This window comes from Caballeronia sp. BCC1704, assembly GCF_902833455.1.
Lineage (GTDB): Bacteria > Pseudomonadota > Gammaproteobacteria > Burkholderiales > Burkholderiaceae > Caballeronia.
On the sequence record NZ_CADFFT010000002.1, the window covers coordinates 820,276 to 834,444 of the forward strand.

The following is a 14,169-nucleotide window of genomic DNA, read 5'->3' on the forward strand; positions in this document are numbered from 1 at the left end:
CCGGCACCTCGCTGCTTGCGCTTATCGACGCGCGGTTCCCGACACGACGTCGATCCACACGGCGAGCACGAGAATCGCGCCCTTGACGATCATCTGCCAGTAAGAGTCCACATCCAGCATCGACATGCCGTTGTCGAGGCTCGCCATCACGAGCGCGCCGATGATCGCGCCATACACGGTGCCGGAGCCGCCACGCATCGACGTTCCGCCGATGAAGCACGCCGCGATGGCATCGAGCTCGCCCATCGATCCGGCAGAAGGCGAGCCAGCCGCGAGACGCGCCGTATTGACGAGTCCGCCAAACGCGCACATCAAACCCATCAGCGCGAAGATGGCGAGCTTCACGCGATCGGTGTTGATGCCGGAGAGGCGCGTCGCCTCCAAGTTGGAGCCGACCGCATAGATGCGCCGGCCGAAGACCGTTTGCGTCGCGATATAGGTGAAGACGCCGAGCAGCGCGAGCAGCACGAGCACGGGGACCGGAATGCCGCCGTAACGGTTGAGCGTCGCGACGAACGCGAAGAGAATCACGCCCGCTGCGATAATCTTCACGGCGTCCTGCCACGGCGCGACAACCGGCAAGCCATAGCGCTGACGGCTGCGTCGCTGGCGCAACGTCAACACTGCGAGCAGAGCGAAGAGCGCGATGGCAAGCGTATCGCCGGCCACGCGCGGCAAGTAGCCTTGCCCGATGAACACGAGTGAATCCGACACCGGCGCAATGGTCGAACCGCCGGTTATACCCAGCAACACGCCGCGATACGCCAGCATGCCGCCCAGCCCGACGATGAACGAGGGCACTCTTCGATACGTGGACCACCAGCCGTTGAAAAGACCAATGGCAACGCCGAGCACCATCACGACCAGCAAGGTCGCCGCAATCGGCCAGTGATACGTGACATCGAGAATCGCGGCCACGCCGCCGAGCAGCCCGAGCAGCGAGCCCACGGACAAGTCGATTTCGCCGGAGATAATGACGAATACCATGCCGCACGCGAGCATGCCGGTAATCGACATCTGCCGCAACAGGTTCGAGAGATTGCGCGGCGTGACGAACGCGCCATTGGTCAGGAACGAGAAGAACAGCCAGATGACGGCGACGGCGAGCAGCAGCGCTAAGAGCTTATAGCGCGTGAATAGCTGCTTCATGCGCTGGCCGGCGGGCTGCGGCGCGCCCTTCTCGTCCTTGCTTGGCTTGGGCGTCGAAATGAGATCGGGAGTCATGCGAGGCTCGCTGAATCGATTGAGTCGGTTTCCTGCCGCGTTGCGATGGCGGCCGAAAGAATGTCTTCCTGCGTGAGGCCGTCGTTAAGAAAATCGCCCCGCAACTGGCCTTCGCCGATGACGAGCACGCGGTCCGAGACACCGAGCACTTCCGGCAATTCCGACGACACCATGATGATGGATACGCCGCGTTGCGCGAGTTCGAACATCAGCTTGTAGATTTCGTACTTCGCGCCTACGTCGACGCCGCGCGTGGGTTCATCGAGAATCAGCACATCGGGATTCGTCAACAGCATGCGCGTGAGTACGGCCTTCTGCTGATTGCCGCCGGACAGACTCGCGATGGACAACATTGGATGCGCGGCGCGCACGGACAGGCGCATCATCTCGGTGTGAATGGTGTCGAGTTCCGCAGCGGTATCGATACGTCCGCCTTTAGCGAAACGCCTGAGCACCGCGAGCGTGATGTTATGCCCGACGCCCAGTTGCGGAACGATCCCATGACGCTTGCGATCTTCGGGCACCATGGCGATACCGGCCGCGATCGCGTCGCCGGGCGTGCGAATGGAAACGGGCTTGCCCTTGACGATGACCTGCGCGGCACTCTCGCCCGCGTATGCGCCGAATACTGCCTGCATGAGTTCGGTCCGCCCCGCGCCGACGAGCCCCGCGACGCCGAGAATCTCGCCTTTTCTCAGCGCGAATGACACGTCGTCCACGCGTTTGCGGTTCGGATTGTTGATATCGAAGCACGTGACGTGACGCGCTTCGAACACGACTTCGCCGATCGGCTGCCGGTCTTCCTTCGCCGGACGCGGAAAGAGATTCGTGATTTCGCGCCCGACCATCATCGCGATGACGCGGTCGGTGGTCACGTTACGCATCGGATGCGTCGCGACGTGTTTGCCGTCGCGAATGACCGTCACGGTGTCGCACACGGCTTCGACTTCATCGAGCTTGTGCGAGATATACACGCAGGCGACGCCGCGCCGCTTGAGGTCTCGCACGATATCCAGAAGGATCTGCGTTTCCGACGCGGTAAGCGATGAAGAAGGTTCGTCGAGAATGAGGAGTCTCGCCTTCTTGTTGAGCGCCTTCGCTATCTCGATCAATTGCTGGTGGCCGCCGCCATAGTTCATCACCGGCTGCGCCACGTTAATGCCCTGTATGTTCAGCTCGCCTAGCAGTTCGCTTGCGCGCTGATACATCGCCGGGTAATTCATGCGCCCGCCGGGCAGCGTGATCTCATTACCCAGGAAGATGTTCTCGGCCACCGACAGTTGCGGCACGAGCATGAGTTCCTGGTGAATGATGATGATGCCCGCCTCCTCGGTGTCGCGAATGCCGGCCGCTCGAAGCGGCTTGCCATCCCAGATGATTTCGCCCTGCCATGTTCCATGCGGATAGACGCCCGACAGCACCTTCATGAGCGTCGACTTGCCTGCGCCGTTTTCACCGCAAAGTCCCACGCATTCGCCTTGATTCACGACGAGGTCGATGCCGTCGAGCGCCTTGACGCCCCCGAACGACTTGGCGATGCCGCGCATCTCCAATAGCGCCTGTGCCATGCTTGGTGTCCTGACTGTGCTGAACGAAGCGGGCATCGCCTAAGGCAACGCCCGCAGGACCATTAATTGCCGGCCAGTTGCGCTTGCGAATAGAAGCCGTCCTTGATGACGACATCGACGTTGGACTTGGTCAGCAATGTCGGCTGCAGCAGGACCGTGTCGACTTGCTTCTTGCCGTTGTCGTATTTCGCGTTGAATGCCGGCTTGTCGCCTTTGGCGAGATCGACGGCGAGCTTGGCGGCATCGCCTGCGATGAGTTTCAGAGGCTTGTAGACCGTCATGGTCTGCGTTCCGGCCACGAGGCGCTTGACCGCGGCGAGGTCGGCGTCCTGCCCCGACACCGGCACCTTGCCCGCGAGCTTCTGCGCGGCTAGCGCCTGAATGGCGCCGCCCGCCGTGCCGTCGTTGGATGCGACGATCGCATCGATCTTGTTGTTGTTCGCGGTCAATGCATCCTCGGTGATTCGCAGCGCCGTGGATGCGCTCCATTCCGGCACCCACTGCTGCCCGACGATCTTGATATCGCCGCGATCGACAGCGGGCTTCAGCACTTTCATCTGCCCTTCTCGCAGCATCTTCGCGTTGTTGTCGGTGGGCGCGCCACCGAGCAGGAAGTAATTGCCCTTGGGTTGCGCGTTATAGACGCCTTGCGCCTGCAATTCGCCGACCTTTTCGTTGTCGAACGAGATATAGGCATCGATGTCGGCATCGAGCACCAGGCGGTCATACGACACGACCTTGATGCCTGCCTTGTGCGCTTCAGCCACGACATTGCCGAGCGTCTTCGAATTAAACGGCACGATCACGATGACATCGACGCCACGCGAGATGAGGTTCTCGATCTGCGAAATCTGACGCGCTTCGCTTGCGTCGGCGGACTGCACCGACACTTTCGCGCCGAGCTTCGTGGCAGCCGCTACGAAATAGTCGCGATCGCGCGACCAGCGCTCCACACGCAGATCGTCGATGCAAAAGCCGATCTCGGGCTTGTCCTTGCTTGCATGCGCGAGCGGCGCCGCCAGTGAAAAGCCTGCGCACATGGCGGCGCAGACGAGCGAACTCAATACCGAACGGCGAATGGATGATTTCATGTCTCACTCCTGTTTTGGATGGCCGCGGGCGTAGTCGTGCGAGAGCGCCCGGCGTTACATACAGTGCGCCGCGAATACGTGTCCGCTGGCGTCGCTTTGATTGTTTCGACTCGAAGAGTGGCCGCTATTCGCCCGCGCTGCAATTGCGAAATCGACCGCTCGCGCTAACGTTTTTTGGCGTCGCTCAACCGTAGATCGCGCGATTGACCCAATTCTCCAGGCGCTCCTGCTGGCCGCTCACGTGCCGGGGATCGATTCCGCGAGAGATGGCATCGTTCGCCAGTGCGTCGAGTGAATAGCCGCCCGCGAACAGCTTGCGCCCGAATTCGGATTCCCAACCGGCATAGCGGTCTGCTTTCAACTCGGCGAGCCGATCGTTCTCGACAAGCCTCGCTGCGCGTTCGAGCGCGATCGCAATGACGTCGATTGCGCCGATGTGGCCATGCAGCAGATCCTCGGCATCGATACTCTGTCGGCGTACCTTCGAATCGAAATTCATACCGCCTGTCGTGAAGCCGCCGTTGCGCAGAATCTCGTATAGCGCGAGCGTGAGTTCTTCCACGCTATTCGGAAATTGATCCGTATCCCAGCCGTTTTGCGGATCGCCGCGATTCGCGTCGATGCTGCCGAAAATGCCGAGCGCAAAGGCCGTCGCGATTTCATGGTGAAACGAATGCCCGGCAAGCGTTGCATGATTGGCTTCGATGTTCACGCGGTACTCGTCTTGCAGGCCGAATTGCGTGAGAAAACCATGCACGGTGGCGACGTCGTAATCGTATTGATGCTTGGTCGGCTCTTGCGGCTTCGGCTCGATCAACAGTGCGCCCTTAAAGCCGATCTTGTGCTTGTGTTCCGCGACCATCGCAAGGAAGCGCGCAAGCTGTTCGCGCTCGCGTTTGAGATCCGTGTTCAAAAGAGTCTCGTACCCCTCGCGGCCGCCCCACAGCACATAGTTCTCGCCGCCGAGATCGAGCGTGGCTTGCAGCGCCTCGCGCACTTGCGTGGCGGCGAAGGCGAATACGTCCGGGTTCGGATTCGTGGCTGCGCCCGCTGCATAACGCGGATTCGAGAACAGGTTCGCCGTGCCCCACAGCAGCTTGACGCCGCTTGCCTCTTGCTTGCTCGCGAGATACTCACGCATGCGCTCGAAGTTGTCGACGTATTCGCGAATGCTCGCGCCTTCGGGCGCGACGTCGGTATCGTGGAACGTATAGAAAGGCGTGCCGAGTTTCCCGAAGAATTCGAACGCGGCGTCGGCTTTCATGCGCGCCATTTCCATCGCATCGCCCTGCTTATGCCACGGGCGATCGAACGTGCCGGCGCCGAACACATCCACGCCCGGCCACACGAACGAATGCCAGTAACATACGGCAAGCCGCAGATGATCGGCCATACGCTTGCCGAGGACCATCTTGTCGGCATCGTAATGACGATAAGCGAATGGATTGTCTGAACCCGCGCCCTCGAAACGGGCGCTCGGAAGATGTTCGAGCGAAGGCATCGCGTCTCCTGTTTTCGAATGCGCGCATTCGAGTCGCGCTTTAGAGTGACGCCATGCTGCCAGCCGCGCGCCCGGTGCTTCAATTGCGAAATTCGCCAGCGCGATTAGCGATTCTTGGCAATGGCCGGAGTTGATTGACGCATGCCATTAGAATGAAGCGGCTGCATAGTCGGCAGTCACCCTTCACATATGGAAAACCCTTAAGTCCGCTAAGAGATTTTCATGAATCGTCCACATCGCATCGCGTTGCTCTTCAACGCAAACAAGGTGTACGACCGCGAGATCATCACGGGCATCGGCCAATATCTGCTCTCTACGCGGGTCGCTTGGGACCTCTTTCTCGAAGAGGATTTCAGGGCGCGGCTGACCGGCATCGAACGTTTCGATGGCGACGGCATCATCGCGGATTTCGATGACCCCGCCGTCTGCGACGCGCTCGCCGATTGCCCGCTTCCTGTCGTCGCCGTGGGCGGTTCGTATCACGATGCGGCGTGTTACCCCGCATCGCTGCCCTATATCGCCACGGACAACGCCAAGCTCGTTTCGCTCGCCTATACGCATCTCATCAGCGCGGGGTTGCAGCGCTTTGCGCTGTACAGCCTGCCGGAATCGAGCGAGAACCGCTGGGCTCAGGAGCGCGAACGCGCGTTTCAGGCGCTGGTCGAGGCGGACGGACTCGAAGCGGAGATCCATCGCGGTTTGCCGACCAGCGCCCCCGTATGGAGCCAGGCGAGCGCCGAACTCACATCGTGGCTGCAAAGTCTGCCGAAGCCCGTCGGCATCATCGCCGTCACCGATGCGCGTGCTCGGCATCTGCTGCAAGCGTGCCTCATTTCGGGCATTGCGGTGCCCGAGGAAGTCGCGATCATCGGTATCGACAACGATCCGCTCACGCGCTCACTCACACGCATCGAGCTTTCTTCGGTGATTCAGGGAACAGAGGAAATGGGACGAACGGCCGCGCACTTGCTGCATCAGATGCTCGGCGGGGCGCGCTTTGCAGGGCGGCGAATACTCGTGCCGCCGGTCGGCATCAACGTGCTCGAATCCACACGCCATCAGCCCGTGGCGAGCCCTTACGTGATGCGCGCGCGCCATTACATCCGCCAATACGGATGCCAGGGCATCAAGACCGACCAGGTGGCCGATTACGTCGGTGTATCGCGTTCTTCGCTCGAAGATCACTTCCGGCGCGAACTGGGTTGCACCGTGCATCAGGAAATCCTCAGCCACAAGCTACAGGTGGCCAAGCAATTGCTTGCGAAACAGGACATACCCAGTGCGGAAGTGGCGATACGCTGTGGCTTCACATCGCTGCAATACATGTACGCCGTTTTCAGGCGCGAGCTCGATTGCACGCCGCGTGAATATCAGGAACGGCTTCAGGCCACGTCGTCGCACACAGCCTGACGCCATGAAGGGTATCGACTTATGAATATCGCCGACACCGAGGGCGCTGCCCGAACGAACGCCGACCGAATCTCCGCCGAGCACTGGGGCAGCCTGCCAGGCGGTGACAGCGTGCGTCTCTTCACGCTGCGCAACGCACACGGCATGAGAGTCGCGATCAGCGATCTCGGCGCGACGCTCGTCTCGTGGCATGCAGCGGATCGCGCGGGCCGCGTCGCCGACGTTCTGCTCGGACACGACACGCCCGAAGCCTATCTCAAGGGTCGCGCGTATCTCGGCGGCATCATCGGGCGATGGGCCAATCGCATTCGCGACGCCCGCTTCATGCTGGACGGAGTGAGTTATTCACTGGATCGCAACGAAGGCTCGCAACATCTTCATGGCGGCGCAGCGGGGTTTCATCGGGCGATCTGGAGCGCACGCGGGAGCGACGGCGCATTGGTACTCACTCACGAGTCGCCGGAAGGCGATGCCGGTTTTCCGGGCAACGTCATAACGACCGTGCGCTATGCGCTCGACGACGATGGCACGCTCACGATTCAGTACGATGCTGTCGCGGACGCACCGACGCCCATCAATCTGACGAATCATGCGTATTTCAACTTGTCCGGCGACGGTACGCCTGGCGCATGCGATATACGCGGCCATGTCATTGCGATAGACGCCGATAGCTTCTTCGACATAGACGACGCGATGATTCCCATCGCTCGCGCAAGCGTGGTCGGCAATGCGTTCGACTTCCGCGCGGGCGCGCCGATCGGCGCACGACTGGACTGGCCCGATGCTCGTCTTTCACGCGCCGGCGGCTTCGACCATTGCTATATCCTGCCGCATACGAATGATGTCGGCGTGCGCAAGGTCGCGGTGCTGTACGACCCTGCGAGCGGCAGAGAGTTGACCGTATCGACGGACGCGCCCGGCTTGCAGTTCTATACCGGCAACTTTCTGCAAGGCGTGCCGGGCCGCGACGGCAAGCCGTATCGCATTCATGCGGGACTGTGCCTCGAAGCCGGTGCGTTTCCGAACCAGATCAATATGCCGGATGCGTCGCGCGTGGTGCTGAGGCCCGGAGAGCGGTACAGTCAGACCACGCGCTATCGCGTCGGCGTGCGATAGAGTCGCTCAGGAGACAGCGGGCGCGCGCACGCCCATTGTTCCCTCTCGTACCGGCGCGTTCGTTTCCTTGATGACGCTCTCGCACAGCGCGATGACTTGCGCGGCGCTCGCCGGATTGAATAGCGAATGGTCGATGTCCGGAAACGTCATCACGCGGACATTCGGGTATCGCGACAAGCGCACGCCCAACTTGCCGCAATGCGCAGCCAGCAGATCGAGCCCCGCGTCATAGCTGCCATAGACGAGCAAGGTCTTGACGCCCTTTGCATCGAGCACGCGAGCGATCGCTTGAGGCGTCGTCGCTTGCTCGATGGACGCAATAGTGGCGCTGTCGAGGCGGAACATGTCGGCAATGCGCGAACGCATGCGCGTCCCGGCATAAGCCGCAATGAAGCCGAGCACGCGCAACAGGTTTTTTTCGCCGCGCAGTATCGCTTTCCATTTCTGCAACTCGAACATCGACGCTGCGTAGCCCGCCATCGAATTGCGTGTCGATTGACGCATCTCGTCCGCCGACTTGTCCTCGGGCTGCTTGAACGTCGGAATGTTCACGGCGATCACGCCTGTGATGGCGGGCTCGGACGCGGCCGCTTTGAGTGCGTGATAGGCGCCGGAACATATGCCGAACGAGTAGATCGACGCGTATCCGCGTTGCGAGAGCCATCGTGCGGCCGCCGCGGTATCGCGCGTCGCGACCGGATGATAGATGCGGCTATAGGGCGTATCGGTCTGACCCACGCCGGGTGCAGCGGGACTATCGCCGCGGCCACGCGCATCGAAACGCAACGAAGCGATGCCACGTCTTGCGAGATCGCGCGCAATGCGTACGGAGAGCCGGCTGTCACCGACACGCGAACTGGCTGATGTATTGGCAAGCAAGAATGCGGACCCACGCGACACGGGACGGCGCGGCTCGCACATGATGCCGATGAGACCGTCCTCGCCTATTCGCACGGGCCACTCGATGGCTTCGGGCGTTTCAATGCTCAGGTCGTCGGGCCATCCAAACGGAATCGACGGTGCGTTGTGAGAATCGTGCGTCCCGTCGGCAAGCCACTGCACCGCCTGCGCGAACGCTGCATGCGGCATGACCGTGAAGGCTGATTCCTGAATGAATCCCGTTAGGTCGTCGAATGTTTGAACCTGTACATCGACATCGAGCGAAGCAAGCGCATCGCGCAACGCGCCTTTCGAGCCGACACGTCCATGCATTAACAGCACGCGAGGCGCCGGAGCGATGCCCGACTGTTTGACGCTGGCCGCCAGATCGACGGCTTCAAGATCACGCCTGAAGTCTTCGCCATAGGTTTGACCGAGAACGTTCAGCGGACCGTCCTGCGGCTGTACTTCGCGCAACGGCGCAGCGAGCTTTTCGAGCCAGGTCTTGCGCGTCACGTTCAGTTCGCGCATGTACGTGCGCCCGCTCACAACGGGCGCAAGCAGCACGAGTTCATCCACGGGGCGGCGCAGTGCCGCATGCAACGCGAACGCGGCGCCCACTCGGAAACCACAAAGCGCCACATGCTCGACGCCCGTCTGCTCTCTCAGGAAATCGACTGCCGCGCCAATGTCATCGACTGCCGACTCGAATTGGCCCGGCGCCGCGTCGTCGCCGATGGAATCCCCGGTGCCGATGTAGTCGAAACGCAGAACCCAGAGACCGCGAGCCGCGAGCAGCTCCGCAAGCAGACGCAAGCCGCTATAGGTCCAGACATGCTCATGGCCATAGGTATTGCAAAGCACGACGCCCCGCTTACCCGTTCCTGCATGCAGCCACCCCAATCGCCCACCGAATACGACCGGTTTCATTGTTCTGTCCTCGCTCTGGCGACGTACACGAATCCCAAGGGAGGCCCCCGCTTCCCTTTTGCTCGCCTTTGCTGCGGGATTCGTCGTGCGAGATCCGCAGCGTCGGTGTGCTGGTTGTCGCGATTATATTGAGCAAGTCGACTTCGCAATGTCGGCTTCCGACATTTCGGTTGAATACGCTAGTGTTTGGCGGCTATGGCGGCGCTTAAGTCATTGTGGTGTGGTAGACGAAGGGATCGCCCGCATGCTGTCTTCACGTCAGGCGGCCATCGCAGGATTGACGGCTTCTTGCGCAGCAAGCCGCGCATGTGCGTAGACACGGTCGCGCTCGCGGGCGACAAGGGCCTTCTTCGAGGCCACCGTCTGACGATGAAATCTCGGGTCGCCCATCATTGCGACGTATTCGCCGCGACGGTAGCGCAAATAACGCTGAAAGAACTCGGCTCCGGGCAAGCCGCTGTCGAGCGCGAGAAGCACGCCATAGTCGATGTCTTCGACGTCCCCAAGCGCTTTTACTGCGGACTCTAGAGCGGCATAGCGCTGTGCCAGCGGCACGCTCTTGTCGCACAACGCATGGAAACGCTGATAAGTGAGCAATTGCCGATGTGAGGCACAACGTCGCAATGCCTTCGCTAGTTTAAGACTCAGTTCGGTTTCCACTTTCCCTCCCGCAATATCATGGATCGCAGGCGCACGACTGCGCGCCATCCGCTAAAGCCGATGGCGGTTGATACTGGCCTGCTTTCAACTGTCAAAGCAAAGAGAAATGCCGATCTTCACAGTCATGCCATTAACCGACTGCCACGGCGAATGAGCGTCGATTCGCTTGACGCGAAGATTGAAACGCAGTCAATGAGTGCGAAGTTCCGTGAGCATTACGTCAACGTTCGGCATGAGACTGTCAGTGCGAGACAATCATTAACGATGAACCCTGCGCCACCGGGCAAGGACATTGTTGGTTCAACTCGATGGTGTTTACATGCTAGCAAACATATCGCGGCTAACCAAGAAGAGATTGCTGTTTTTGCAGGCTCATACTTTTCATCAAACTGTCAACCGGTAGTTCTTCCTTCTGTCGCAAGGGGATGAGGCCCGACCGTTTGTACTTAAACGACGCGATAGAAGGTCAATGGAGATTATCTATATTATTCGCGCCGATTAACCATCGCTTATTGAACAAAGGTTGATGGAAACCGCGTCAATCGCACTGTATTGACGTGGGTAGTCTCAATGGTCGCTTCGGCGGAGGGAATCGAAACAGTCGTGAAGCGGGCGCAGCCGGGCTCATTGAATGAGGGTCACCCATAGGCGCGACGGGCTGCGCGAAGGCGTACAGTCAACGCCTCGCAGCAACCCGCCGTCAATGCCAGGAATGTCGCCGGAGATCAGTGCCCGAAATAAACCGGCTTATTCGCATCGTTCATCGGCCGCAATGCGCGCATGCCTGCGGCGGAAGTTCCATTGTCGACGCCACCGTATGCGCTGGGCTCGCCCTGCATCGCACCATTGTGGCTCGATACGCGGCTTTCCGCGTTCTGAACATCGCTCGGGTACGTCGTGCGATCCGCTTGCGCAGGGTTGTAGCCTGCGGCTTCTACCTGCCGCAAATCCTGCTGGACCTGCGCGCGCCCCACGGCAGAGTCGGTTTGGGCGAACGAAAGCGCCGGGGCAACGAGCACAGCGGCAGCAGCGACTGCTTTAACGATGGACTTCATGACAGATCCTCCGGTTGTTAGACGGCGCGCCAGCATTTCTGCGCCTGCTCCCAACATTTAGCATCGGTCGTTCCTGCGCTGGCTGCCGCGTTCTCATTCCGCCTTGGCTTCAATTAGTTTGACCAGCACGTGAAGCATGCGGTTGGCCGGCGTGGGCACTTCCAGTGCTTCGCCGCGCCGAACGATCGATCCGTTAAGGTGATCGATCTCACTATGTTTGCCGCGCGCCAGATCTTGGGCCGTGGACGAGTACTGATTCGGCATGGTTTCCGCAATGCGGCGCACTGCTGCATCGACATCGCCGGGGAGCGTCACGCCATCGGCCTTGGCGACGGCAACACACTCGTCGATGACATCGCGCATCGCGCGCGTGACGCCCTCGCCCTGAACCAGTCGTCCATAAGGCACCTGTGCAATGGCCGAAAGCGCGTTGTACGCACAGTTGAGGACGAGCTTCGCCCATAACGCGCCGCGCACGTTGCGCGATATCTCGGTAGGCACATTCGCGGCGGCGAACATGTGCGCGACGTCTTCGCTTTTGCTTGAAGGTTCGATGACCAGTTCGCCGCGCCCATGGTGACGCATATGCCCCGGACCCGCCATTTCCGCAGCGACATAGACCACTGCCGCCGCGACTTCTTGCGGTAGCAACTGGCGCAAGCGCTCGGCGTTCTCCACGCCGTTTTGCAGCGACAAGACCAGCGCGCCTGCATCGAGATAGGGTTCGAGTGCCTGTGCGGCGCTGTCCGTATCCGTCGACTTGACGCAGAACAGAACCAACTGCGCGCCCTTCGCCGCGCTCGCGTCTGTGCTGGCCAACACGCGGACGTGCTCATCGAAAGTCTGCGTGTCAAGCCTCAAGCCTTCTCGCTGGATCGCTTCGACGTGTTGGGGCCGTGCAATGAGCGCGACTTCATGTCCCGCGCGCGCAAGCATGCCGCCGTAATAACAGCCCACTGCGCCCGCACCCATGACAGCAATCTTCATGTTTCGTTTCTCCTGGTCACTGCATCACGCGAAGTCCGTTCGCTTTGCAACGGGAAAATAGCACAACACCGCTAATGGCTTCCGGCACGGGGCTCGACTCGCAAACGCTTGCGTTCTGCATGCAGACGCAACTTTGTGGGACGACGCACGATAGTCAGTCGAATTCGCAATGAACCATATTGTTAAAGCATGCCGAGGGACGATACGCTTGCTGCAGCGGATAGACGGCGCGTTTCTAGACCATGACCGACCGCTGCGGGGTATGTGCTGCACGCCTTGCCGGCGAAGGGTGCCGGGAAGGAAGGCAATGTAGGGAGACCAACTTACGGCGCGCCGAGGCGCCGCATAGGCAGGATGAGCGGTAGCGGCCCGGCAACGGGCGACGCGCAGCCGGAGCGTGGGGTGTTTTCACGAGAACAAAAAATGAACCATGGATATGAAGCATCGCTCGTCAAGCGCGTGGTGAACCAACTCGTCGCGGGCATTATCAACGGAGAATACAAGGACAACATTCTGCCGCCTCAAATCCTTCTATCGCAGAAGCATGGCGTCTCGCGCACCATCATGCGCGAGGCATTGAGCGTCCTTATCTCGCGGCGCATGTTGGATGTACGGCCGAAGACAGGCACGCGCATTCGGCCTGCGCACGAGTGGCTCATCATCGATTCCGAAGTGGCCGAGTGGCGCTTGCGCGCCCTGCCCGATCCGGACTGTCTGCGACGGCTCGTCGAATTCCGCTCGCTCGTCGATCCGCCGGCAGCGGCGCTTGCGGCAGCGCGCGCGAACCGGCATCAGCGCATCGGTATCAACGCCGCGTTTCAGCGGCTCGTGCATGCGAGTCCCACTGAGCCCTCGCAGGCAACCTCGGAAGAAGCGTTACTGACCGCTATTGTCGATGCAAGCGGCGACGAGATTCTGCGCCAGATGGGTAGCGTCGTGCGTGTCGCCATGAGGACGATCAAAGCCACGCTGCGCAATCACCCTCAGGGGCTTCTACGCATGCCCGAGTCCGAGATCAGCGATTACGGCAAGGTCGTGCGCGCCATCGACGCAGCCGATGGAGAAAGCGCGCGAACCATCATGTCGCACATGCTCGAACGTACTGCTTCGGTGTGGATCGAAGAAGCCGTGTGATCGCCCCTGCCTTTTCCAATGCGAGTACAGGAATCAATGACTACAATGGATCAATGATTCGGTCAATGATTCGGTGTGCCAGCCGCTCGGCATTGAGACTCGGAGGCAGAGATGGCAGAACTCGACAAGGAAGAGGTCGTCGCCGTATTGAACCGGATTCTCGAATCCGAGCTCGCCGGCGTCGTGCGTTACACGCACTATTCGTTTCTCGTCTTCGGGTTCGGGCGCATACCGATCGTTTCATGGCTGCGCGCGCAGGCGGATGAATCGTTGACGCACGCGCATCAGGCGGGCGAATGGATCACCACGCTCGGCGCGTATCCATCGCTCGAGATCGGTCCATTGCTGGACAATCACACGTTCGATATCGCGACCATTCTTCGCGAATCGCTGCAAGCAGAGAAAGTCGCGCTGGACCTTTATCGCGATCTTTTGAGGCTTGTGGAAGACCGCTCGGTCGCGCTCGAAGAATATGCGCGGCAGATGATTCAGACGGAAGAACTGCACGCAGGCGAAGTGGACAAGATGCTGCGCCGTCCTGGAGAAGTCGACACGTCCCCGGAAAGACGCACGGGGCATGTCTGAGAACATGCGCTGCGCGGGACACCGCACAG

13 protein-coding genes are annotated in these 14,169 nt (G+C 60.6%); 5 read left to right on the forward strand and 8 right to left on the reverse strand.

What is annotated here, in order from left to right; genetic code table 11:
• Positions 1–21: 21 nt before the first annotated feature.
• The 4 genes from HWX53_RS13425 to xylA all read right to left on the reverse strand — a co-directional run bounded on the left by HWX53_RS13425 (position 22) and on the right by xylA (position 5,384).
• The gene (locus HWX53_RS13425; protein ID WP_175941537.1) at positions 22–1,224 is read right to left on the reverse strand and encodes a sugar ABC transporter permease; all 1,203 of its coding nucleotides are present in this window, start codon (positions 1,222–1,224) and stop codon (positions 22–24) included.
• On the reverse strand, positions 1,221–2,792 hold the full coding sequence (xylG, locus tag HWX53_RS13430) for a D-xylose ABC transporter ATP-binding protein (protein WP_175941539.1): 1,572 nt from the start codon (positions 2,790–2,792) through the stop codon (positions 1,221–1,223). Before xylG ends, HWX53_RS13425 begins: the two co-directional genes overlap by 4 nt.
• Before the next feature lie 62 nt (positions 2,793–2,854).
• Positions 2,855–3,883: a D-xylose ABC transporter substrate-binding protein gene (gene xylF, locus HWX53_RS13435; RefSeq protein ID WP_175941540.1), complete on the reverse strand. Its 1,029-nt coding sequence runs from the start codon at positions 3,881–3,883 to the stop codon at positions 2,855–2,857.
• A gap of 184 nt (positions 3,884–4,067) precedes the next feature.
• Positions 4,068–5,384: a xylose isomerase gene (gene xylA / locus HWX53_RS13440; RefSeq protein ID WP_175941542.1), complete on the reverse strand. Its 1,317-nt coding sequence runs from the start codon at positions 5,382–5,384 to the stop codon at positions 4,068–4,070.
• Between the two features lie 222 nt (positions 5,385–5,606).
• Here xylA and HWX53_RS13445 point away from each other — a divergent pair, with 222 nt between their 5' ends.
• Both HWX53_RS13445 and HWX53_RS13450 read left to right on the forward strand, forming a co-directional pair.
• On the forward strand, positions 5,607–6,794 hold the full coding sequence (locus HWX53_RS13445) for a DNA-binding transcriptional regulator (protein ID WP_175941545.1): 1,188 nt from the start codon (positions 5,607–5,609) through the stop codon (positions 6,792–6,794).
• A gap of 21 nt (positions 6,795–6,815) precedes the next feature.
• Positions 6,816–7,910 carry an aldose epimerase family protein gene (locus tag HWX53_RS13450; RefSeq protein ID WP_175941546.1) on the forward strand — a complete coding sequence of 365 codons (1,095 nt, stop codon included), beginning with the start codon at positions 6,816–6,818 and terminating at the stop codon, positions 7,908–7,910.
• Between the two features lie 6 nt (positions 7,911–7,916).
• On the opposite strand, the gene HWX53_RS13455 is transcribed toward HWX53_RS13450, so the two are convergent.
• Both HWX53_RS13455 and HWX53_RS13460 read right to left on the reverse strand, forming a co-directional pair.
• Complete coding sequence (locus HWX53_RS13455) at positions 7,917–9,719, reverse strand: alpha/beta fold hydrolase (protein ID WP_175941549.1); 1,803 nt, start codon at positions 9,717–9,719, stop codon at positions 7,917–7,919.
• A gap of 258 nt (positions 9,720–9,977) precedes the next feature.
• Entirely contained in the window at positions 9,978–10,379 is a 402-nt protein-coding gene (locus tag HWX53_RS13460) for a hypothetical protein (protein WP_241269919.1), read from the reverse strand.
• 18 nt (positions 10,380–10,397) lie between these two features.
• On the opposite strand from HWX53_RS13460, the gene HWX53_RS13465 reads away from it, so the two are divergent.
• Positions 10,398–10,808, forward strand: a complete 411-nt coding sequence (locus tag HWX53_RS13465; RefSeq protein ID WP_175941550.1) for a hypothetical protein — start codon at positions 10,398–10,400, stop codon at positions 10,806–10,808.
• A gap of 296 nt (positions 10,809–11,104) precedes the next feature.
• Here HWX53_RS13465 and HWX53_RS13470 read toward each other — a convergent pair whose 3' ends face one another.
• Together HWX53_RS13470 and HWX53_RS13475 are read right to left on the reverse strand one after the other, a co-directional pair.
• Entirely contained in the window at positions 11,105–11,434 is a 330-nt protein-coding gene (locus HWX53_RS13470) for a DUF4148 domain-containing protein (RefSeq protein ID WP_175942415.1), read from the reverse strand.
• A gap of 93 nt (positions 11,435–11,527) precedes the next feature.
• Positions 11,528–12,421, reverse strand: a complete 894-nt coding sequence (locus HWX53_RS13475; protein WP_175941553.1) for a ketopantoate reductase family protein — start codon at positions 12,419–12,421, stop codon at positions 11,528–11,530.
• Between the two features lie 423 nt (positions 12,422–12,844).
• Between HWX53_RS13475 and HWX53_RS13480 the strand changes: the two genes are divergently transcribed.
• Together HWX53_RS13480 and HWX53_RS13485 are read left to right on the forward strand one after the other, a co-directional pair.
• Positions 12,845–13,555, forward strand: coding sequence for an FCD domain-containing protein (locus tag HWX53_RS13480; RefSeq protein WP_175941555.1), 711 nt, complete (start codon positions 12,845–12,847; stop codon positions 13,553–13,555).
• A gap of 111 nt (positions 13,556–13,666) precedes the next feature.
• Complete coding sequence (locus HWX53_RS13485) at positions 13,667–14,140, forward strand: ferritin-like domain-containing protein (protein WP_175941557.1); 474 nt, start codon at positions 13,667–13,669, stop codon at positions 14,138–14,140.
• Positions 14,141–14,169 lie beyond the last annotated feature (29 nt).

Excerpts from the sequence above, each read along its gene's own strand:
- HWX53_RS13425 (WP_175941537.1), bottom strand. The coding sequence starts at position 1,224 with ATGACTCCCGATCTCATTTCGACGCCCAAGCCAAGCAAGGACGAGAAG.
- xylG (WP_175941539.1), bottom strand. The coding sequence starts at position 2,792 with ATGGCACAGGCGCTATTGGAGATGCGCGGCATCGCCAAGTCGTTCGGG.
- xylF (WP_175941540.1), bottom strand. The coding sequence starts at position 3,883 with ATGAAATCATCCATTCGCCGTTCGGTATTGAGTTCGCTCGTCTGCGCC.
- xylA (WP_175941542.1), bottom strand. The coding sequence starts at position 5,384 with ATGCCTTCGCTCGAACATCTTCCGAGCGCCCGTTTCGAGGGCGCGGGT.
- HWX53_RS13445 (WP_175941545.1), top strand. The coding sequence starts at position 5,607 with ATGAATCGTCCACATCGCATCGCGTTGCTCTTCAACGCAAACAAGGTG.
- HWX53_RS13450 (WP_175941546.1), top strand. The coding sequence starts at position 6,816 with ATGAATATCGCCGACACCGAGGGCGCTGCCCGAACGAACGCCGACCGA.
- HWX53_RS13455 (WP_175941549.1), bottom strand. The coding sequence starts at position 9,719 with ATGAAACCGGTCGTATTCGGTGGGCGATTGGGGTGGCTGCATGCAGGA.
- HWX53_RS13465 (WP_175941550.1), top strand. The coding sequence starts at position 10,398 with ATGGATCGCAGGCGCACGACTGCGCGCCATCCGCTAAAGCCGATGGCG.
- HWX53_RS13470 (WP_175942415.1), bottom strand. The coding sequence starts at position 11,434 with ATGAAGTCCATCGTTAAAGCAGTCGCTGCTGCCGCTGTGCTCGTTGCC.
- HWX53_RS13475 (WP_175941553.1), bottom strand. The coding sequence starts at position 12,421 with ATGAAGATTGCTGTCATGGGTGCGGGCGCAGTGGGCTGTTATTACGGC.
- HWX53_RS13480 (WP_175941555.1), top strand. The coding sequence starts at position 12,845 with ATGAACCATGGATATGAAGCATCGCTCGTCAAGCGCGTGGTGAACCAA.
- HWX53_RS13485 (WP_175941557.1), top strand. The coding sequence starts at position 13,667 with ATGGCAGAACTCGACAAGGAAGAGGTCGTCGCCGTATTGAACCGGATT.